We start from the raw sequence: 20,298 nt of genomic DNA on the forward strand, positions 1-20,298 counted from the left end.
TTACGAATTTAAAAAACTAATCTATTGAACTTTTCAAGCCCTCATCACGATGATGCCTCTTAATTGCCAAAGCTATAAGTCGTTCGATAAGCTCCGCATATGATATCCCACTTGCTTCCCATAACTTCGGATACATACTAATCTTTGTAAAACCTGGTAGTGTATTCACTTCATTTAATACAAGCTTACCATCCTCTTTTAGGAAAAAGTCTACCCGTGCTAAACCTTCACACTCTAGTAATTGGAAAGCATTCACAGCAGTTTCCTGTACATATTGTACTTCTTTCTCCGTCATATCAGCTGGAATTTTCAATACCGCCCCATTTTCATCAATATACTTTGTTTCATAGGAGTAAAAGTCTCCTTGTGACATGACCTCACCAGGTAACGAAGCAATCGGTTCTTCATTCCCCAATACGGAGCATTCAATTTCCCGACCAACAATATTTTCTTCAATTAATAGTTTATGATCGTAATCAAATGCTTCTTTTATTCCTCTATTAAATTCTTCTTCGTTCTTTACTTTACTGACACCAACAGACGAACCCTGATTAGCAGGCTTAATAAAAAATGGTGTACCCAGGGTATTTTTTACTTCAGCAAAGGAAATATTTTTTTGCTGATGCTTTCTAAAGGTCAACGATTTTGCTACCTCAATTCCCGATCCTTTAAGTAATCGTTTGGCAATATCTTTATCCATACATACTGCTGACCCTAGTACATTGGAACCTACAAATGGTATATTTCCGAGCCGTAACATTCCTTGTGTACTCCCGTCTTCACCAAGCGTTCCGTGGACAATTGGAAACACTACATCTAACTGGTCTAGACTCACCGATTCACTAACGTTTAACAATTGATTATTATTTTCTCCTGGAACAATAGCGACATTTTTATTTGTCTTATTTAATTCAATTAGCTTCGGATTTTCATCATTAAGTAAATAGTGTGATCGATCATGCAAATGCCATTTTCCTTCTTTATCTATACCGATAAGTGTTATTTCGAATTTATCCTTATCCATCGCATCTACAATATTTTTTGCAGATTGTAGTGATACCTCATGCTCAGCTGATTTCCCACCAAAAATTAACCCCACTCTAATTTTCCCTTTCATCAATACCCTCTCCCTCAATTAATAGGAATATAGCGAGACATGGGGCTGGGACACGGGGACTGACCCCGTGTCCCACCCAACGTCCCTTATAAAAAAGATAGCATCACAAGCGATGTGATGCTACCTCTTTATAAAGTTTATTCTGTTTCTGTCATTTTTTGTTCCATTTTTTCAAACTGTTCTTGTACTTGTTTTTCTGGATCTTTTGTTAGTAAACTAACAACAATGACTGCAACAAGGCTTAAAATAAATCCAGGTATTATTTCATAAAGAAAATCAGATAAACCTGGTATATTTAACCAGATGATAACAGTGATTCCACCAACAATCATTCCAGCTAATGCGCCCCATTTTGTCATTCGTTTCCAATACAAACTTAATAGGACAACAGGACCAAATGCTGCCCCAAAACCTGCCCAAGCATTACCAACTAGTCCTAAAATTGTATCATTTGGCGAATAGGCAAGGATTAAACTAATAATCGCTACAATTAGAACAGCCAATCGACCAACAAGAACTAGCTCCTTGTCAGATGCATTTCTTCTAAAGAAAGTTTTATAGAAGTCCTCTGTCACAGCACTTGATGTAACAAGTAGCTGTGATGAAACTGTACTCATGATCGCTGCAAGGATTGCCGCTAAAATAAAACCAGTTATATATGGGTTAAATAGTACTTCCGCAAAAACGATCAGAACAGTTTCTGGATCACCAAGCTGACCTGGATGATCCGCAAAATAAGCAACACCGATAAGTCCAACAAGCATTGCTCCAGCGATAGAGATGATCATCCAACCAATTCCAATTCGACGAGCTGTTTTCAATTCTTTTGTTGAACTAATTGCCATAAATCGTACAATAATATGAGGTTGTCCAAAATATCCTAACCCCCACGCTAAGAAAGATATAATTCCAAGAACGGATGTGCCTTTAAAAAAGTCTAAAAGGGTAGGATCAATTCGTTGTAAGTCATCCAACAATGTCTCAGTTCCACCAACCTCTGTTAAGGCAATAACAGGAACTAATATTAAAGCTACAAACATGATAACACCCTGTACAAAGTCAGTCATACTCACAGCCAAAAAGCCTCCAAAAAGAGTGTAGGCTACAATGACTCCTACTGTTACAAATAGACCAATCTTATAATCCATGCCAAATGCACTTTCAAACAATCTACCACCTGATACCATTCCTGCTGAAGCATATAAAACAAAAAAGATAAGAATAACAAGACCTGAAACAAGTCTTAGTATATTAGATGAATCATGAAATCTATTTTCCAAAAAATCCGGTATAGTAATGGAATCATTAGCAATTTCTGTATACGTTCTTAACCTAGGTGCCAAGATAATATAGTTCAAATATGCACCCACCGTAAGCCCAATTGCAAGCCAGGCACTAGCTACCCCTGTAACATACATGGCTCCAGGTAAACCCATTACCATCCAACCACTCATGTCAGAAGCGCCAGCTGATAATGCTGTAACAGCAGGACCTAATCCACGTCCTCCTAACATATAATCTGATAAATTGGACGTCTTTCGATATGACCAATATCCAATTAATAGCATGCCGACCATATAAATGCCCAGCGAAATAAATACTCCGATCTCCACCAAATCGCTCCTTCTAATTTATTATCTACTTTTTCAAAGTTATACTTCTATTGATCAGGCGATGATCAAATGCTAGAAGCAAATAAAAGCAAACTAAAAACATCAACGGTTATATAAGTTAACATTGACTGGGCGCTTATTCAAGCTAAGTCATAAAAAGCGATTTAACGTAAAACATCCCTACCATACTATTGTGATAGGGATGAATACGCTTGCAAAAAATACAAAAGAATTAAGATTAGGAATTGTCAATCAAGTATTTTCGATGAATACTCTTTTTGGTTAATCCTTCTGAGCATTCACATATTTTTGCTCTTCTGCTACACTCATTACTCCTATTGCTTTTCCGACAGTACCACCCTGAATACTCCAAATGGCATTATGGTCATCATCTGCACTAGCAAAATCCCCTTCACTCCATTTCTTCAATATTTCTCGGTATACCTTTTCATGCTCTAAATCCACCTTACCCAGCCCTTGTAATAGCCATTGAATACGCTCTGGATGTATTTCATAAAACCCCCATTTTTTGCTTGCCTTTACTTTTTGATGTGACATACCATGAATATATTCCTGATACCTAATATCCGTTAATTCCTCCATTTTCGTATCGTCACCAAACGGATTAAGACCTTTTTCCTTAAAAGCAGTTAAGTCTTCTTCACTAATCGTTCCCTCTATTTCTTCGCGTTGCTCCTGAATTTCTTCTCGTTCCGCTTCCTCTGCATTTGCAGTCTTCTCACTTTTTGCAATATCTTCGTCTTCTCCCTCAAGCCATTTATAAGTACCCCAAAAAGCCCCGCCAGCTAAAAGTATTAAACATAAAACAAAAATTAAAGCTTTCTTCATGTAATCCCTCCAGAAAATCTCTATGAATTATATTTCTAGTTTAAGACGTAAAATCCTTTTTTGACTTTTTATAAAAGAAATATACAATTACCACTATAATAACTATTCCTGCTGCTATATACACGTACGTACTATATGTATCGAAAAAGCCCTTAAATGCCTCATAACTTCCGTTGAAATAATCCCCCAGAAAAATCATCACATATGACCAGGGATAAATTCCGATTAATGTTAAGATAAAATATTTTAATACATTAATCCTGCTCATTCCAGCTATATAAGATATATAATTTCCAACACCTAACGGTCGCGATAATGCTATACTCCACACCCCAAATCGATTAAAAAATGCTTTTCCTTTGTCCAAACCCTTTTTCAACTTTTTTGAAATAAGGCTTTCAAGTTTCATCGCCAAAAAATACGGTACTAGACTGGCCAGACTATAACATATACTCATATTCAACGCTAGAAAAGCAGTATCCAGGTAGTCAGGAGATAAAATGTATCCAAATGAAAGCACCAAAATGACCCCCGGAAAAGGTAAAGAAGAACCCTCTAGCAACATCACCATATATAAACCCGGCTTCCCAATCGCACCAAGCCATTCTATAATTTGTTCAAACATAACATTTCCTACTTTCTAGCTGGGACAAGGGGTCAGGTCCATTGTCCCAGTTAAAAATGAAGGTGGGACAAGAAATTTGACCCCTTGCCCCACCTTTCCTTCTTTAGCTTTTCTCATATGTCCAAACACGATCGTGGTTAGAGTTTTGCGGGAATTTTTCTCCGTCCTTTAGCTTAACTATTTTCGGATCGCTTACACTACTACCTGTCTCACCAATTTCTCTGAATACACCATTATTCGGCGCCTTTTGTCCGAAACGTAAATGGCTATACTCCCCCATCTATCATCACTCCTCTTTCCCAATCTCATCTCTTTTTAAAATGTGTAATTTAAGCATTTTTATACAAATTTTAGCAAAGAAAATACCAGTGAATATATAATTATTATTTATTACTTATGATTGGAAATATGTATTATTTTCATCGGTAATGATCGCGTATTCTATAAGTAAAGGGAGATGATTAAAATGACAATAAATTTCCATGATGCAAACAACAAGCAAAGTTATACCACACGTAAAGCAAATGATGATTGGCAAGCACAAATTAAAAAATTATTACGTAATAAAGAAATTTTTCATGCATTAGATATTGGTTGTGGCGGGGGAATCTATTCCAAGGCACTATCGGAAATGGGAATTCCTAACATAACTGGTATAGATTTTTCTAAAGTTATGCTTGATGGGGCAAAAGCAAATTGTCGTGGCTATGAAAAGATAAACTTTCAACTTGGAAATGCCTATAATACTGGTTTATCAGGCCAATCGTATGATTTAATAGTAGAACGAGCACTAATTCATCATTTGCACGATTTAGCATCCTGTTTTTCTGAAGCATTCAGAATTCTAAAACATAACGGAATACTTCTGATTCAGGACAGAACTCCTACTGATAGTTTGCTTGAAGGAACTGTCAATCATATTAGAGGATATATTTTTTCTAAATTCCCTTATTTAGCAGAGCTTGAGGTAAAGAGACGCTATACAAGTGAGGCTGTCACAAAAGAATTAAAAAGTGCTGGCTTCACCAGAATTGATAAAATTAAATTTTGGGAAACAAGAAATATATACCCATCCAAAAACGAATTATTAACGGACATACGTTCACGAAATGGCCGCTCCATTTTACATGAATTAACGAACAGTGAACTTAATCAACTAGCTGAATATATCAACAGTGCGTTACATTCTACTGGTAACATTGTTGAAAAAGACCGCTGGACAATTTGGGTAGCTACTAAAAAATAGAGGTGAAAGAATGCGTGTTTCTTTAATTACTCAACTGAAAATCATAAAAATTACAGAGAGATACCAAATCGATGCAAAAAACCTTATACTTGCAGGGTTCAACGAACGTTTTGGTTTTATCGACCATTCATACAATCCTGATCTAAACAACATTTATACCTACTATAACAAGGAAGGTTATGCTTTCTTTGTAGGTCTTCATCAAGATCACGTTATTTGTACAGGTGCATTAACGAAAGTACGAGATGAAGTTGGCAGGATTGAACGAATGTCTGTGAAAAAGCAATACAGACGACAAGGAATTGCCCAACGAATGTTAGTACACTTAGAGAATTACGCAAAAAAAATTGGTTACCCCAAACTTGTGTTGGAAACCAATAAAGAATGGGATAGTGCAATTAATCTATACATAAATAATGGGTTTATTATCGATAAACAGGATAAAGAACGTGTTTATTTAGCAAAGATTTTATAAGTTTATACTGAATAGCAAAAACCATTTCACTACTAGTCTATTACTTAATGTAGGGCAGTTTGTATTTCTGTTTTCATTTTTATCACTCCTGTAACTGCCCTTTATTAAGAAGCTTAAGAAGTCGAAAAAGGCTACTACCCACTATTCCTACACCTAGGATTACATACAGTATTTGAAATTCATTTACTATATATGAAGTAATTATCCCTAATCCAAACAAAGTGATAAGTATATGAAAGACAATCTCAAATTTCCTAAAACCTTTTGTTTCACTCATAAAATCTCTCCTCATTTCTTTCCAATATCCAATAGCTTTAATTTTATTCCCAAAAACACACTTGCAGCTTATTATTGTCTAAATCGAAAAAGTCAAAAAAGGTATTTACTCCATCTTTTTGTATTTCACTTACATTTACACCATGATCCTGTAATTTCTTATATATTTGCTCAATATCCCTAGTAAAAAATATTGGATATGCTCTATTCTCCATTGAGGATGTATCTCCCTCTTCAATAGTTAAAGGTACGTCGCTATTTCCAACACTTAAAATCCGATATCCATTTCCACTAAAAGCCTCTTTAAACCCGAGTAGTTCGTGATACCAATTGCTTGATTTCTCAACATTACTAACGGTTAAACATATAGTATCAATTCTTTTAATCATATGTAATACAGCTCCTTCTCTTAGCCTTATGTACTAATCCCACAATCTCTCAACTTCGATTAAATTTTCATTGTTAAAGACCAATCTATATATATCAGGTTTCGATGTACTTTCCCAAAAATCATAGCCATAACGGCCATCAAAGTAATTCATAATGATTGTCATAATGTTCCCGTGTGTTCCTATAACAATATTTCTTCCTTCGTATTCTTTTAATAGTTGCCTAACGATTGGAATTGAGCGATTTTGAGCTTGTAACGTCGATTCACCTTCTACTAAACAATACTCTTTATCTTCAAAAGATAGTTTGATAGCTTCTAACATTTCTTGTTCAGATACTTTATAATTTAATCCTTTTATTGGTCTTTCTCTTAACTCTTCATATTTCTTAATGGTTAATCTTTTGCAGGTAGCAAGGCCCTGTACTGTTTGAATTGCTCTTGTATAGGGACTTGAAACAATCACATCAATTTGCTTATCCTTTAACAACTCCGTTACTTTGTTTGCGTTTATTTGCCCTTCATTAGATAATCCCCTTGTTCTTTCTTTTCCAAATATAAATGGAGATTTTGCATGACGTACCATGTATATTGTAGTGGACAATGTTTATCCCTCCAATTCCAGACTTTAATTCATACTAAATGTAATGATCATTAATACAGTCAAAAATAAAGCTCCAATACTTCCACAGCCTAAACACCCAAAATAACCAACATCCGTTGCAGTATTTACTTTATCAAAATTATCTGATCTAGATTTTTTCTTTGACGAATTTTTACCTATTTCTTTACTCAAACAAAACACCTCTAAAACTCAATTCTCCTTAACCATCGTTATAAACTCAGCTGAATCCGTATCAAATGCCATCTTCTTAGCAAACCCCAGTTTTACATATAAATGGATTGCTCGTTCATTAAACGTTGCTACTGTAAGGCGAAAGTCCTTATCTTTATAGTTCTCATGAACGTAACGAAAAATAAATGAACAAAATTTAATTCCATAACCCCGTCCAGTTAGGTCAGGTTTCATCCCAAATCCAACATCCACCATATCATCACGATACGCACCATATTGATTCCCAGCGGGTACTTGAGCTGAATCCCCGATACAAAAGAATCCAAATAGATCATTATCCTGATCAACAACAGCAAAATACTGGTTTTCTAGAAACTCCTGTAACGATTCATCATCCAATTCATTATTATAAAAATCATAAGGCTTTACATATTTCCATTTTAAAATCTCAGTCGCAAGTTTTTCATTCATATTTTTTATAGTAAATTCCACAATAAGCTCCCCTTTCCTACGCCTAATACTGATAAATTTATTCAATTTAATATTATAATTATTATTGCCACCTGCTTAATCCAATCTATCCAATTTTCGATTAAGAAGAAAATAATTAAAAAGAAAAAAATATGTATAAGTGTAATTATATACTCCCTTTCGATAACAGGATATTTCCATTGCATGAATGCATGAAAACCATGTTGGACCATAAAAATTATACAAATTAGATATGTCATTTCGATTGGAGGGGGATAGGAATAATTGACATTTATTATAATAATCACAGCAGATATAACCGCTATTACTATGGAACCTACTTTGTGAAAATCGTTTACAAATTCTATTAAGAAACGTTTCTTTCTTTTAACCTTAAGCAACTTTCTCATGATAATATCCAATAAAAAGAATATGATTAACAGAAGGAATATTAAGCTTACAAACTTAAAAAAAGACAAAATTGGCCTCCTAAGCTTCTATGTTGTGATTTAGAATAGTTAGAATATTAGTCTTTATATACTATACCATAATTTGACGGGACAGAGGGACAGGCTCCTTGTCCCAATTAATAATAAAATTACGAAACATGATCCCCTGTTCCGTAATTAATGTAAACTTTCACTTTATTTCAGATTGCGATTTTCAAATTATTTCAGATGCATAAACTGCATAAAATGCGTTGCACGACTTGATATGGAGAAGTGGGTATGCTAGCCTATTCGACAAGCCAAGTCTTTAGACTGCTGGCTTCTTGGCTAGGAATGCATGCCCACAGAGGCTCCATATCAAGCCACTCCGGTATAAATATACATTTAATGCGGGTTATATTCATTTAAACTTTGTGAAAAAACTGGCTTAATTTGAACAAAAACCACCGATTTTGGCTGGAATAATGTTTATCTTTACATAATTAATCATAATTCGCGACATATAGTAAGATAGATGCTATCTTTAAGTTAAAGAATTTGAAAGGAGAAATGAATGAAAAAACAAATTGCATTGATAATCGTGATGGTGTTTTTCGTCCTAAGTGGATGTTCCATGTTAGAGGATGCCAATAACTCCTTAGACTACGTTAATGAATCAACAGAGTATATTAATAATCTTAGTACATTTGCAGAAGAAGCTACCTCACTTGACGGAGCAGAATTGGAGTCTAGGTTGGAAAATTTAAAAGGAAATATCCAAGACTTCATGGAACTTGAAGCGCCTGATTTTGCAGCGGATATTCATAAGGAATTAGAATCTAAAAGCGAAGTGTTACTGGATGCGACAAATAATGTACTACAGAGTGGTGAAATAGCAATCGATCAACTGCAACAATCGGAAATTTTTCAAACCATTGGTAACATAACAGAGCTGTTAAATCAGATTGAACAATTAGGATCATAATAAAGTTAAAATCGAGACATGGTATCCATGTCCCGATTTTAAAGCGAAGCAAGCAACCTGATCTCTTGTCCCACCTAATCCCTAATTTGTCCTTTTTCTCCGGTTTCACGTTCTTTTATTGGTAGGAAAGAATGAATACAAATACTTACGAACAACCATGCCCCACCTGCAGCAAAGCCGCCCAAAACATCAATTGGATAGTGAACACCTAGATAAACTCGACTAAGACCAATTAGCAAAATTAATATAGATGCAATCGACCAGATCCAAATCGATTGCTTTTTTGTTTTCACAATGTAACGGCTAAGTAAGAATGCTAGCAATCCAAAAAATGCTGTAGAATTCATGGTATGACCGCTTGGAAAACTATAATAACCCGCATGTACTAAATGCTCTAGATTAGGTCTGGCAATTTCAAAAATCGATTTCAGTAAATGGTTGAATTGACGTACACCGATAATATTGAATGCTATTAAACCAGCAATCCAACAATTCCTTTGCAATAAGAAATACATGACTAACAATCCAGTTAGTGGCAACGAGAAATATCCTGATCCAATGTTCGTAATGATAGCAAATACGGGAATCCATACCTCGTCCAGAAAATTATATAGGTTAGATCCTACCCTTCTATTCAGATCGGACCAAACCGGATCCTGATAGGCAATGCCCAATGTAATAACTATTAACATCAACAAAAGAGAGCCAGCAATTAAAAATCCTTGTTTTCTTTTGTGTGATAATCGCATAAAAAAGTCCTTTCACAATAACTAGCAAGACAGCATATACATAACCAATTTGGGACGAGGAACCTACCCCCGTATCCCGAACGTGTCCCGCATAGTATTCCTGTTAGCCACTTTTTGTATACTTTTTTACCGTTCTTCATTTAAAAAACGGAAGAGATCTCCCATTATTATACTGTCAGATATCTGTAACTCTTTCCGTACCAAATCTAAATAGGGCGAGCATTTTTTACTGTCAACTGTTTGTTTAGAATTTCGGTCATAGCACACATTATCTAAATAAGCATAATCACTTGTAACCATACCTCCATCCCTAAAAATAACTGGTTTGTCATTATCTCTCGTAAACAAATTTTTACTTAATGAAACATAATGATCATTAGGAATCCCCAGTAGATGAAGCAATGTTGCACGAATATCTATTTCGCCTCCGATTGTATCTACTATTCTACCTTCTTGACCAGGCATATGAATAATTAATGGGACCTGCTGTAATCCAAGATGATTAAGAGCAGTATTATCCTGTCCAAGCAATTCATGAACTCCCGCTTCATATTTTTTCGAAATTCCATAGTGATCACCATAAATCACAAATAGTGTATCTTTATACATACCTTTCTCTTTTAATAACTCAAAAAATCGTTTAAGTGCTGCATCCTCATACCTCACAGTGGTAATATATCGGTTGACCACATCTACTTTTGTATTAGCTGGTTCAATCATTTGGTCCTTCTCATCTAAAAGAAAAGGAAAATGGTTGGATAACGTGATAAATTTCGCCATGTAAGGTTTATGTAATTCCGAAAGTTCATCCATAGATTGCTCAAAAAAAGGAATATCTTTAATTCCGTAATTAATAGAGTTTTCCTCCGTTATATCGTAATTCTTTTTTGAATAAAAATGGTCATAACCAAGTGTGCGATACATTTGATCTCGATTCCAAAACTCGGCATCATTACCATGAAAGGTATAAGCTTTGTAATCAGCATTCTCCTTCAAAATAAGCGGCAGTGATTGAAATTCATTTTCAGGGCGACGAACAAAAACAGAGCCACTCGGTAGCGGGTATAATCCCGTATCCACCATAAATTCCGCATCAGATGTTTTTCCTTGAGCTGTTTGATCATATATATTGGAAAAATAAAAACTATCCTTAATTAAGTCATTAAGAAAAGGCGTTATTTCCTCTCCATTTACAGTTTCATTAATAACAAAGTTTTGTGTCGATTCTAAGCTAATAAGTATAACATTTTTTCCTTTAGCTATACCAAACGTATCTGTTGGCTCAGTAGCATGAGTTTGTATATTCGTATTTACTGCTTTGGCATCTGCTTCATCTGACAAAACCTTTTCAATTGGAGCCTTCACACCATAAATCATATTAACTAATTGATAATTATATAGGCCAAGAGATTCAACAAGTTGTTCACGGTCATACTCTGTTTCAAGTAGATATGGATGTTGGATAACACCTATACCAATCGTAATAGCAATCATTCCTAATCCAGAAAGTGCATATTTTCTTTTTCCTGGCATAATTATTTGCTTCCGTTTTTTTCTCATGATAAAGACTAAAAATCCAATAATAAAAATATCAATAAATATCAATACATCAAAAGGGGAAAGTAATTCTACTGTACTAGGCCCCAATCCTCCAACATTGCTCAATTGGAGGAGAACAGATACGGTAACAAAGTCGATATAAAAACGATAATAAAGTAGATTTGCATATAAAAGTCCCGTTACCAAAACATAAATAACGATTAAACTAATTGGATGGACACGTTTACTGAAAAGGAAACTAATACCAATAATCAACATTAACGTTCCAATCGGACTAATGATCAGTAAAACAATATCCAACCATGAGACAATTGTCAGGTCAAAACATAATAACGTAACAATTACTGTTTTGATCCACAAAAAAATGACTGAAGTAGCAATAATATGATTAGATAAATAGGCTGTGATTTTTTTCATCTTTTTTACCCTTTTCTTCAAAATACTGTTTATATTGATTCTTTATTATTTCAATTGCTTTCATGACACTTTCATGTTCCTGTTCACCCATTAATGCAAGTTGAAACCAATTTTTTCTAAGTAAATAACCACTTTCATAGCTTACATGTACCCCATACTTTTTTAAACGATCACCAAAATTCCTTGACGACATTTCCTCTGGCAGACTAACCGTTATGATACCTGGCGAATACCCATATCCCCTAAGCACAACCATGCCCGTGGAATTAAATTCACGACATATCCTATCAGTCAGCTCATTCATTGATGGTTGAGGATTATTTAACGCTGCCTCTAATGCTAACAATCCATTTGAAGAATGTGTATAAGGTACACTATTAGCTGTTTGATATCGACCTATATCTAAATAATTCGGGATTTTTTCATTTGGTAAAATTTCTTTTTGATGAAATACCATAGCTATTCCCGGATAAGAAGCTAATCCTTTCCCGCTAACTGTACTCGCTAAATATACACCGTCTAAGTCAACTGGAATCACGCCAACAGTACTACATGCATCGACACATAGATGTACATCATGATTTTCACAAACGCCCCGCAATTCTTCCAATGGGAAAACATATCCAGTAGACGTATCACAATGAACCGTCCAAAGCCACTGAATGTCTGGATTGTTTACTAAAACACTTTCTATTTCTTCTATAGAAATAGATGTGTTCCACTGCTTATGAATTTTTTCAAAAGAAAGCCCCCATCTATTTCCATGATCGATTAATCGTTCACCAAATTCGCCGTTAGCTAAAATTAACCCTTTATCAAAATGAACAGACAACTGTGCAGCAATCATATCATTTGCGAGAGTACCTGTTCCTATAACAACCTCTACAAAGTTTGCATTGGTTAGATTACTTAATCGAATTTGTACATTTTTTATAACCTCATCAAATCTAGACGAGCGGTGTGAAATTACTGGTGCTTGCCATGCCTTCTTTACGACGTTGGGAATCTCAACAGGGCCAGGAAGAAAGTTATGATAAAATTTTTTCTCTTCCCTTTGTATTAGCCTTTGGAAGACTCTAGATGATAACTCAAAACTCTTCTTCGTTAAGTACATTGGCTGGTATGATGCTTGCTCGGTCCCAACGAGTGGCCCAAATGCCTTAAAGCCAATATGTTTATATAGTTTCGTTTGTCTTACAGTTCCAGAAATCAAGGCCATATTGTACCCTTTTTCCAAACAATAAGCGACCAACTTTTCACATAACCCGTAAAAAATTCGCCCACCACGATATGCTGTTTTTATCGAAAGTAGACGTACTTCACATGGAGAAGCATCTTCAGGTAAATAGTCATCAAGGTTAGCAAGCTTTTGATCTAAGGAAAAAGGACGTTTTCCATTAACAGAAATCATACCAATGACCTCATCTTTCTTTTTTGCAATTATATATGTATTCTCATCGTTAAAACGGTCGATTAATTTTCGTTCCTCATTTGATTCATGTTGTGGAATTTCCTCAACGAAAGTCTTGTAATTTAATTGATGAATTTGATCCATCTCATCAGCACGATCTGCGATTTTATACAAAAATTGTGTAGTATGACTCATCTCAAATCCCCATTTCTATGTACAAGTATAACGATTGATAGCATTACTAAAAATATTCCTGCCAGCATAAATCTTGATACTATTAGTAATGTAACAGGAATAATGGAAAGACTAATTAAACCAACGATAGTAAAGCTTCTCTTAATCTTTAAACCTACTAACACCGTTAAACCAACTACTAGCAGTGTGATTGGTGCAAGTACTAAAGCGATAGCCAAATATACAACTACACCTTTTCCACCCCGGAACTGAAGTTGCACTGGCCAGATATGACCAAGTAAAACTGCTAATGCTATACCCCCTAATAACAATCCAGTGATATCTAAGATATAAAATGCAATGGTTAATGGTACTACCGTTTTTAAAGCATCAATAATAACAGTATATACAAATGCGGAACGACCAAATATTCGTCCGGCATTTCTAGCACCTGCATTAGAACTTCCAAGTTCCCTGATATCTTTCTTTGAAACTAACTTTCCAACATAGTAAGCTCCATTCAGGCATCCAAATAAATAGGATATGCAAACAAAAATAACTTCTAGCAGAGACTTCACCCCTTACAATTATATTAACAAAACTTTCTACCATTATTTTAACATTAATATCCAATAAGGAATATGGGTTTCATTGATGATGATGACAATTCACATAAGAAAAGCGCAAGCGCCCGTTTAGAGACTGCCAAGCAGGTGGTTCGGCGTTGCCGCGCAAAGCGGCGGTTTTAGTCGTAACATTCCTACGCAGGAGATAAAGGAAACTCGGATGAGTAGCGAATCGATGTTGACCTTATCATACGGAGATGAGGGGAAGTCCATCAGTCTCTGATCGCTGGAGCTGGACATTGGACATGGCCAACTCTGTAGAAAATTGAACAAAGCCTAAATTTTACTTTCTTACCTATTAAAAAAGGCTTAGAGAAGTACCCTAAGCTCATTTTCCTAAATGACTGGCTAATTTGGATTTGCGAATACTTTGGCGAAGAAGCAGATAAACTTCTTTATCCTTTATTTGAAACTCGTCTCCATTTTTAAAGCTATGTAGTTCGGCAATCCCTTCTTGGGAAGGTAAATCTGCAATATATGTTTTTACATTAGTTAGACCCATTGTTTCAAGTAATTGTCTCAAATCTGCCATCTTTAATTTATTATGTTCACCCAACGTTTATCCCACGTAGTAGAGCAACATAACTAGTCATATGAGAACCTCCTTCCTCATTTTTTGCTATATCTGTATTACTTAAAAAGGCAACATCTTACGTAATATCCGTATTTGCCCCCTATGGTTTAGTTCATCTTCAAATACATGAAACCAAATGAAATAATTATTAGAGTTGTCATTTCCCCAAAGTCTTTCCTCATACAACCATTCATCATCTCTTTGTTTCAGTTCTTTTAATGTTCTATTTCTAACTTGGTTTAACTTTTCAACATAAAACTCCAGAGGATTTCCGTTAATTTCAGCTCGTCCTAAATCCCCAAGCTCATACGCAGCACCCCACTCAAACATTTCTTTTTGGTTAGGTTTTCGACTATCAAATATCTCAATTTGAAACCCTATTTCAACTGCAGCGATATGTAATAACAATGCCCCAATAGAATTACTTTCATCGTTGACTAAGTAATCAAGCTGTTCCGTGGTTAACCCTTTTACTGCATCTAGTGTCGTGTATCTGGCGTAATTCATCATTAAAATCAAATGTCCAATTTGTGGAGAGTATCCGTCTAACTCTGAAATTTTAAATTCCATTGCATCGCTTCCAATCTATGTATTCAATTGCCTCAAATTCTCCCTTATGTTATCAAGATTCTCCATAATGCTTAATCTAGTGGAAATGATGTGGAGTATCCTCATTGTAAAATAAAACGTATGCTCAATTACTAAAATGTGCTTTTCATATTTTAAACAACTCATTTACGTAACCATGTCTTTCTTCTTCCTTATTTTGTTTGCTTTGGCCGTAAAAATTGTGAACGTTTAACTTCTTCGGTCATATCCACGTTAACACCATCATGTCTCACTAACTTGTAAACTTCTTCAATAATTAATTCGAGTTCTGTAATGCCGTCTATAGGATGATGCTGAAATACTTCATCAAGACGCTCAGCAATTCTATCAGGAACAACTTTCATCAATTCCAACGAACGTTTCTGCCATTTGAAAGCCGGATGATGAACATATACACGATTTAATCCAAATAAAAGTGCCATAATCTTCGTCTGCGTATCAACCATAATCCTATAAAGCATGAGCCAATCTTTTCGATCAAGCAATGCTTCTCGGTTATTCCAGCGATTACCCAAATCAATATTTTCTATAATCATTGCTTCTCTTAATGTGTCGGGATAGAACGCTACCTTCTCTTGTAATCTATCAACAGTCTTTTCACCTGTAAGTGCGATACCATCATGTATAGTTGCTACAAGGCACTGTTTGTCAAATCCTATATCTCCCTTAATTATTACATCCTCTATTACATTATAGATAGTGTCGGTAAGAAAATTACTAATCTCCAACTTAACACCATTTGCAATGTACGTTTCCGACCATTCTTCATCCTCGTACGGATAAAAATCGATAATGCTTCCATTAACGTTATGAATTGGCGCTTTTCTGTCCTCGTCCGTTGGTTCCTCTTTCCAAAGAACAAACAACTCTATATCAGAAAATGCATCATCCCATCCCCGTGCAACTGACCCACCAAGCAGGACCGCCTCCACTTTAGGATTTTGGTTATATAAACTAGCCATATCTGAAGCTAATCGTTTCAATTCCATTCCCTATCTCCCTCACGTAAACTTTTTAAAAAAAGATCCCTCCTATATAGAAGGACACTACTAGGATACAGATGTGCCATTTTTCACTGGCTCATCTGGCCTTAATAGCACAACATCCCCATCCTCTGGAACACCACCTATAATCAAAACCTCAGACTTATAACCTGCAACACGCATTGGAGGAAAATTCACTACCCCAACTACCTGCTGACCAATAAGTTGTTCTGGTTCATATCTTCTTGTAATTTGTGCAGACGATTGTTTAATACCAATTTCCCCAAAATCTACTTCAAGTTTTATTGCCGGTTTTCGTGCTTCTGGAAACGGTTCCGCTTTAATTACAGTTCCAACACGTATATCCAATTCCATAAAATCTTCAATAGTTGCCATGTTTTTGCCTCCTAATTTCTTTTATATATAATATTATTTCTATTAAATAACTTTAATTCCTTCAAAAAAAGCACAATTCTTCCAATAGAATTGCACCTGTACGAGTCACTATCATTGATTATATTTTCTATTCCTTCTTTTATTGATAAACTTTCTTATAATTGGGTAAATAATTGGTCCATATTTTATTAGTCGTCTTATCAAGCGTCCCATGTTAAATCTCCCGTCTAAATTATAGGTTTATTACCTTTATAATTCCTTATACATAAGATTTTTAAACAACTAGCATAAATATAGTTATTATCAATCCTGGAACCTATCTTCAAATCATATTGGACACCTAAGTTAATGGTATCCTTTCTATAAGACATTGCAATTAAAAAATAAATATTCTCCCTCTTCTCTAAATACCACTTGCAAAGAAATAGGTTTTATAATACAAGCTCTTTAAGTAGCGGCCTAATTTACGCCTCTAACTGTCCAATTAAATCCGATATCATTTTAGATAGTTGATTGACTTCATGTTCATAATCTGATTGTTCAACAGCATGCAACAGTGACATTAAAACACTTTCCATTAAAAATGTACGTGGGTTATCCACTTGCACCTCGTTTAATAAAAACTGAATATAATCGGTTTTTTTCGAACCGCTACTTTCCTCTCCAACTTTATCAACAAGTCTTTCCAATTGAACAATTATCTGCTTTTTCATTTTATCGCTATTAGTTTTTCCCGAATCGAATGATATAGGAAGCCAATTCTCAGGAAAGAAGACCTCTTTTGATTGCACTTGCTCCTTAATCATCGGCTTCATCCGATTTAGTGCAAACTGAATAACTTCTTCAGATGAAATTTCTTTATTTGTTCCTAATTTCCAAATATGCATTAAATGATGGACTATTCCTAGCAGCATAACGGCTTGATCCAAAGCATAAAGTTTGTTGTCGAGATTGAAAAGTTCTTTCATTCGTTTCGAAATCCATTGCAATTCTGTAATATGTTGTTCTTTCATAAAAGTTTTTAAATCAATATCATCTGAAAATGAAACAGATTCAAAAAGCGCCATTATGTTATGTTGGCGATTCATATCCATTCGAACGGCAATTTGAGCGACAAAAACTTTCTCATCATCTTTTTCCTTGCCATGACCAAGCTCTCTTCTTTTTTGGTCACCTTCTTCTGTTACAGATTCTAAGATTGCCATAAGACACTCATTTTTCGATGTAAAGTAATTATAAAAGGTTCCTTTTGCTACATTTGCACCATCTAAAATATCCTGAATAGAGGTGGATGCAAATCCTTTTTCGATAAATAAACGGTGTGCAGCATCTATTATTTGTTTCTTTTTAGCGTTCATAATATCCCCTTTTTGTAACGTTAGTCTACCTTAGATTTTATGTCATAAACCTTTATATATCAAATATTTTAATTGAAATCGTTTTTAGGGGTTGATATTTTTATACTATCGGTATAGAATACTTAAGTACTAAATTAAAGGATTAATCGAAAGAAGGAATGAAACGAATATGTCTGAATCAAGTTCTATTCAAAATAAACCACCCTATGGTATGATTGCCGTTTTATTTATTGGTGCATTTGTCGCCATTTTAAATGAGACACTTCTTAATGTTGCACTTCCATCTATAATGGAAGAATTCGAAGTTAATGCAACAGCTGTCCAATGGTTGTCAACGGGGTATATGCTTATCAATGGGATCTTAATTCCTGCGAGTGCATTTTTAATTCAGCGTTTTACTAATAGAAAATTACTTATTACCGCACTGGTATTGTTCACTTCAGGAACATTACTTGCAAGTTTAGCACCAACATTCGGGGTTTTACTTGCAGCAAGAATGATTCAAGCATCAGGGTCAGCTATCATGATGCCACTGTTAATGAATGTAATGTTGACAGCATTCCCAGTAGAAAAACGAGGTGCTGCAATGGGTACATTTGGCCTTGTCATGATTGTAGCACCAGCTCTTGGACCAACAACATCAGGCTGGATCATTGAACATTACAGTTGGAGAATGTTGTTTGATATCGTATTACCGATTTCTGCATTAACACTTATTTTTGCGATATTCAAATCAAAAAATGTTACACCCCAACGAGCTATAAAACTTGATGTTATATCAATTATTTTATCAAGTTTAGGTTTTGGAGGACTTCTTTATGGATTCAGCTCTGCTGGAGACAAAGGATGGGATAGTCCTTTAGTATACGGTACAATTATAATTGGAGTAGTTGCCATTGTAAGTTTCATCTTACGTCAATTACGTATGGATGATCCAATGTTAGAATTCCGGATTTTCAAATATCCAATGTTCGCATTGTCATCAGCAATTTCAATGGTTATCGCAATTGCGATGTTCTCTGCTATGATTTTGATGCCAATCTATGTGCAAACGATTCGAGGTATTTCACCTATGGAATCAGGGTTACTCATGCTTCCAGGTGCTTTGGTGATGGGGATCATGTCCCCAATCACAGGTAAACTATTTGATAAATACGGGGCACGTACATTAGCTGTTATTGGTTTAACGGTTACAATTGTAACAACGTACTATTTCAGTAAAATTGATATGCATACTTCATACGCAAATCTTGTATGGCTTTATACTTTCCGCATGTTTGGTATATCAATGGTCATGATGCCAGTTATGACAAACGGATTGAACCAACTTGCAATGAAAGACAATCCACACGGAACTGCAATGAACAATACGTTACAACAGGTATCAGGTGCAATTGGATCTGCGTTGCTAATTACGGTTATGAACAACCGTACGGAATCTGAAGCTAAAGACTTAGCTGCTGATGCTATGGCTAATTTAGACCCAAACGCTGCACAACCATCAGCACAAGCAACTGCTGAAATCGGGCAACAGATTATGAATGAGGCAATGTTGCATGGAATCAATTTTACCTTTTTCGTTTCAACATTAATCGCAACTGTTGCACTTATCTTGGCCTTTTTCATTAAGAGGGTAAAACCTCATCATGTTGATAAGGTTAATGAAGATGCAGTTGTAGATCTTGCGAAAGTAGCTACAGAGACTAGATAATTGATCATCAAAAGAGGGCGTCCTTAGCAATTTTGCTAAGAACACCCTTTTTCTGCTTAAGTTCCATTATTAGTGACGATTTTTCAATTGCTTTTTACTTTTGAATCGAATAATAAAGGAATCAATTATTAATCCATAAATAAGGAATGTAAAGAAGTGGACGACATAGGAGGTAGCTTGTAATTTGTTTTCCTGTACATTAACCATCCAATTACTATAAGGTTCCATGTTAATAACCTCATTTAATACAGGATTTAGTTTTATAAGTAGAACATTGTTATCATCATAACCCAATATATTATATATAATGATCATCAAACTTATTATCGACAGCCAAAAAGAAAACAATTTCAACATGAATATCACCCCTGTAATCATTATATTGCTGTTCAAGACAGAACGTTTCAGATTTCTACCTAAAAAACGAACATATCTTAAAAGCTGATTATAGGATGATGATT

Annotated in this window: 24 protein-coding genes; 4 read left to right on the forward strand and 20 right to left on the reverse strand. The window is 35.1% G+C overall.

The window, feature by feature from the left end:
- Positions 1 to 16 precede the first annotated feature (16 nt).
- From ddlA to CS937_RS05700, 5 genes are all read right to left on the reverse strand, one after another.
- Complete coding sequence (gene ddlA, locus CS937_RS05680; RefSeq protein WP_099157486.1) at positions 17 to 1,117, reverse strand: D-alanine--D-alanine ligase; 1,101 nt, start codon at positions 1,115 to 1,117, stop codon at positions 17 to 19.
- A 137-nt stretch (positions 1,118 to 1,254) separates the two neighbouring features.
- Positions 1,255 to 2,730 carry a sodium/proline symporter PutP gene (gene putP, locus CS937_RS05685; protein ID WP_141554329.1) on the reverse strand — a complete coding sequence of 492 codons (1,476 nt, stop codon included), beginning with the start codon at positions 2,728 to 2,730 and terminating at the stop codon, positions 1,255 to 1,257.
- 282 nt (positions 2,731 to 3,012) lie between these two features.
- Positions 3,013 to 3,579: a DUF6241 domain-containing protein gene (locus CS937_RS05690; RefSeq protein ID WP_099157488.1), complete on the reverse strand. Its 567-nt coding sequence runs from the start codon at positions 3,577 to 3,579 to the stop codon at positions 3,013 to 3,015.
- Between the two features lie 40 nt (positions 3,580 to 3,619).
- On the reverse strand, positions 3,620 to 4,204 hold the full coding sequence (locus CS937_RS05695) for a DedA family protein (protein ID WP_099157489.1): 585 nt from the start codon (positions 4,202 to 4,204) through the stop codon (positions 3,620 to 3,622).
- 103 nt (positions 4,205 to 4,307) lie between these two features.
- Positions 4,308 to 4,484 (reverse strand): YjzC family protein, encoded by a 177-nt coding sequence (locus CS937_RS05700; protein WP_099157490.1) that lies wholly within the window; start codon positions 4,482 to 4,484, stop codon positions 4,308 to 4,310.
- 186 nt (positions 4,485 to 4,670) lie between these two features.
- On the opposite strand from CS937_RS05700, the gene CS937_RS05705 reads away from it, so the two are divergent.
- Together CS937_RS05705 and CS937_RS05710 are read left to right on the forward strand one after the other, a co-directional pair.
- Entirely contained in the window at positions 4,671 to 5,450 is a 780-nt protein-coding gene (locus tag CS937_RS05705; protein ID WP_099157491.1) for a class I SAM-dependent methyltransferase, read from the forward strand.
- A 10-nt stretch (positions 5,451 to 5,460) separates the two neighbouring features.
- Positions 5,461 to 5,925, forward strand: coding sequence for a GNAT family N-acetyltransferase (locus CS937_RS05710; protein ID WP_099157492.1), 465 nt, complete (start codon positions 5,461 to 5,463; stop codon positions 5,923 to 5,925).
- Between the two features lie 320 nt (positions 5,926 to 6,245).
- On the opposite strand, the gene CS937_RS05720 is transcribed toward CS937_RS05710, so the two are convergent.
- From CS937_RS05720 to CS937_RS19940, 5 genes are read right to left on the reverse strand one after another with little or no spacing between them, the layout of a single operon-like run.
- Positions 6,246 to 6,590, reverse strand: a complete 345-nt coding sequence (locus CS937_RS05720) for a VOC family protein (RefSeq protein WP_099157494.1) — start codon at positions 6,588 to 6,590, stop codon at positions 6,246 to 6,248.
- A 33-nt stretch (positions 6,591 to 6,623) separates the two neighbouring features.
- The gene (locus tag CS937_RS05725) at positions 6,624 to 7,193 is read right to left on the reverse strand and encodes a histidine phosphatase family protein (RefSeq protein WP_099157495.1); all 570 of its coding nucleotides are present in this window, start codon (positions 7,191 to 7,193) and stop codon (positions 6,624 to 6,626) included.
- Positions 7,194 to 7,217: 24 nt separating this feature from the next.
- Positions 7,218 to 7,385 carry a hypothetical protein gene (locus CS937_RS19395; protein ID WP_176555760.1) on the reverse strand — a complete coding sequence of 56 codons (168 nt, stop codon included), beginning with the start codon at positions 7,383 to 7,385 and terminating at the stop codon, positions 7,218 to 7,220.
- A gap of 18 nt (positions 7,386 to 7,403) precedes the next feature.
- Positions 7,404 to 7,877 carry a GNAT family N-acetyltransferase gene (locus CS937_RS05730; RefSeq protein ID WP_099157496.1) on the reverse strand — a complete coding sequence of 158 codons (474 nt, stop codon included), beginning with the start codon at positions 7,875 to 7,877 and terminating at the stop codon, positions 7,404 to 7,406.
- Between the two features lie 41 nt (positions 7,878 to 7,918).
- The gene (locus CS937_RS19940; protein WP_099157497.1) at positions 7,919 to 8,335 is read right to left on the reverse strand and encodes a DUF4181 domain-containing protein; all 417 of its coding nucleotides are present in this window, start codon (positions 8,333 to 8,335) and stop codon (positions 7,919 to 7,921) included.
- Between the two features lie 523 nt (positions 8,336 to 8,858).
- Between CS937_RS19940 and CS937_RS05740 the strand changes: the two genes are divergently transcribed.
- A complete protein-coding gene (locus tag CS937_RS05740; protein ID WP_099157498.1) occupies positions 8,859 to 9,269 on the forward strand; it encodes a DUF6376 family protein in 411 nt (136 codons plus the stop codon).
- Positions 9,270 to 9,343: 74 nt separating this feature from the next.
- Here the strand turns inward: CS937_RS05740 and CS937_RS05745 are convergent, their stop codons facing one another.
- The 9 genes from CS937_RS05745 to CS937_RS05785 form a co-directional block, all read right to left on the reverse strand.
- Positions 9,344 to 10,018, reverse strand: a complete 675-nt coding sequence (locus CS937_RS05745; RefSeq protein WP_099157499.1) for a phosphatase PAP2 family protein — start codon at positions 10,016 to 10,018, stop codon at positions 9,344 to 9,346.
- Between the two features lie 126 nt (positions 10,019 to 10,144).
- A complete protein-coding gene (locus tag CS937_RS05750; protein ID WP_099157500.1) occupies positions 10,145 to 11,995 on the reverse strand; it encodes an LTA synthase family protein in 1,851 nt (616 codons plus the stop codon).
- Positions 11,967 to 13,601 (reverse strand): aminotransferase class V-fold PLP-dependent enzyme, encoded by a 1,635-nt coding sequence (locus CS937_RS05755; RefSeq protein WP_176555761.1) that lies wholly within the window; start codon positions 13,599 to 13,601, stop codon positions 11,967 to 11,969. The genes CS937_RS05750 and CS937_RS05755 overlap by 29 nt, the downstream gene beginning before the upstream one ends.
- A complete protein-coding gene (locus tag CS937_RS05760; RefSeq protein WP_245835700.1) occupies positions 13,598 to 14,158 on the reverse strand; it encodes a glycerol-3-phosphate acyltransferase in 561 nt (186 codons plus the stop codon). The genes CS937_RS05755 and CS937_RS05760 overlap by 4 nt, the downstream gene beginning before the upstream one ends.
- 376 nt (positions 14,159 to 14,534) lie before the next feature.
- Complete coding sequence (locus tag CS937_RS19945; protein WP_425445450.1) at positions 14,535 to 14,762, reverse strand: DUF1697 domain-containing protein; 228 nt, start codon at positions 14,760 to 14,762, stop codon at positions 14,535 to 14,537.
- A gap of 78 nt (positions 14,763 to 14,840) precedes the next feature.
- A complete protein-coding gene (locus tag CS937_RS05770; protein WP_099157501.1) occupies positions 14,841 to 15,350 on the reverse strand; it encodes a DinB family protein in 510 nt (169 codons plus the stop codon).
- 191 nt (positions 15,351 to 15,541) lie between these two features.
- On the reverse strand, positions 15,542 to 16,378 hold the full coding sequence (locus CS937_RS05775; RefSeq protein ID WP_099157502.1) for a DUF4037 domain-containing protein: 837 nt from the start codon (positions 16,376 to 16,378) through the stop codon (positions 15,542 to 15,544).
- A 60-nt stretch (positions 16,379 to 16,438) separates the two neighbouring features.
- Positions 16,439 to 16,768 carry a chaperone CsaA gene (csaA, locus tag CS937_RS05780; protein ID WP_099157503.1) on the reverse strand — a complete coding sequence of 110 codons (330 nt, stop codon included), beginning with the start codon at positions 16,766 to 16,768 and terminating at the stop codon, positions 16,439 to 16,441.
- 464 nt (positions 16,769 to 17,232) lie between these two features.
- On the reverse strand, positions 17,233 to 18,126 hold the full coding sequence (locus CS937_RS05785) for a TetR/AcrR family transcriptional regulator (protein ID WP_099157504.1): 894 nt from the start codon (positions 18,124 to 18,126) through the stop codon (positions 17,233 to 17,235).
- A gap of 169 nt (positions 18,127 to 18,295) precedes the next feature.
- On the opposite strand from CS937_RS05785, the gene CS937_RS05790 reads away from it, so the two are divergent.
- Entirely contained in the window at positions 18,296 to 19,837 is a 1,542-nt protein-coding gene (locus CS937_RS05790) for a DHA2 family efflux MFS transporter permease subunit (protein WP_099157505.1), read from the forward strand.
- A 69-nt stretch (positions 19,838 to 19,906) separates the two neighbouring features.
- Here the strand turns inward: CS937_RS05790 and CS937_RS05795 are convergent, their stop codons facing one another.
- Complete coding sequence (locus CS937_RS05795) at positions 19,907 to 20,194, reverse strand: hypothetical protein (RefSeq protein WP_099157506.1); 288 nt, start codon at positions 20,192 to 20,194, stop codon at positions 19,907 to 19,909.
- Between the last annotated feature and the right edge of the window lie 104 nt (positions 20,195 to 20,298).

It is taken from the genome of Virgibacillus ndiopensis (assembly GCF_900187325.1).
GTDB lineage: Bacteria > Bacillota > Bacilli > Bacillales > Amphibacillaceae > Virgibacillus_E > Virgibacillus_E ndiopensis.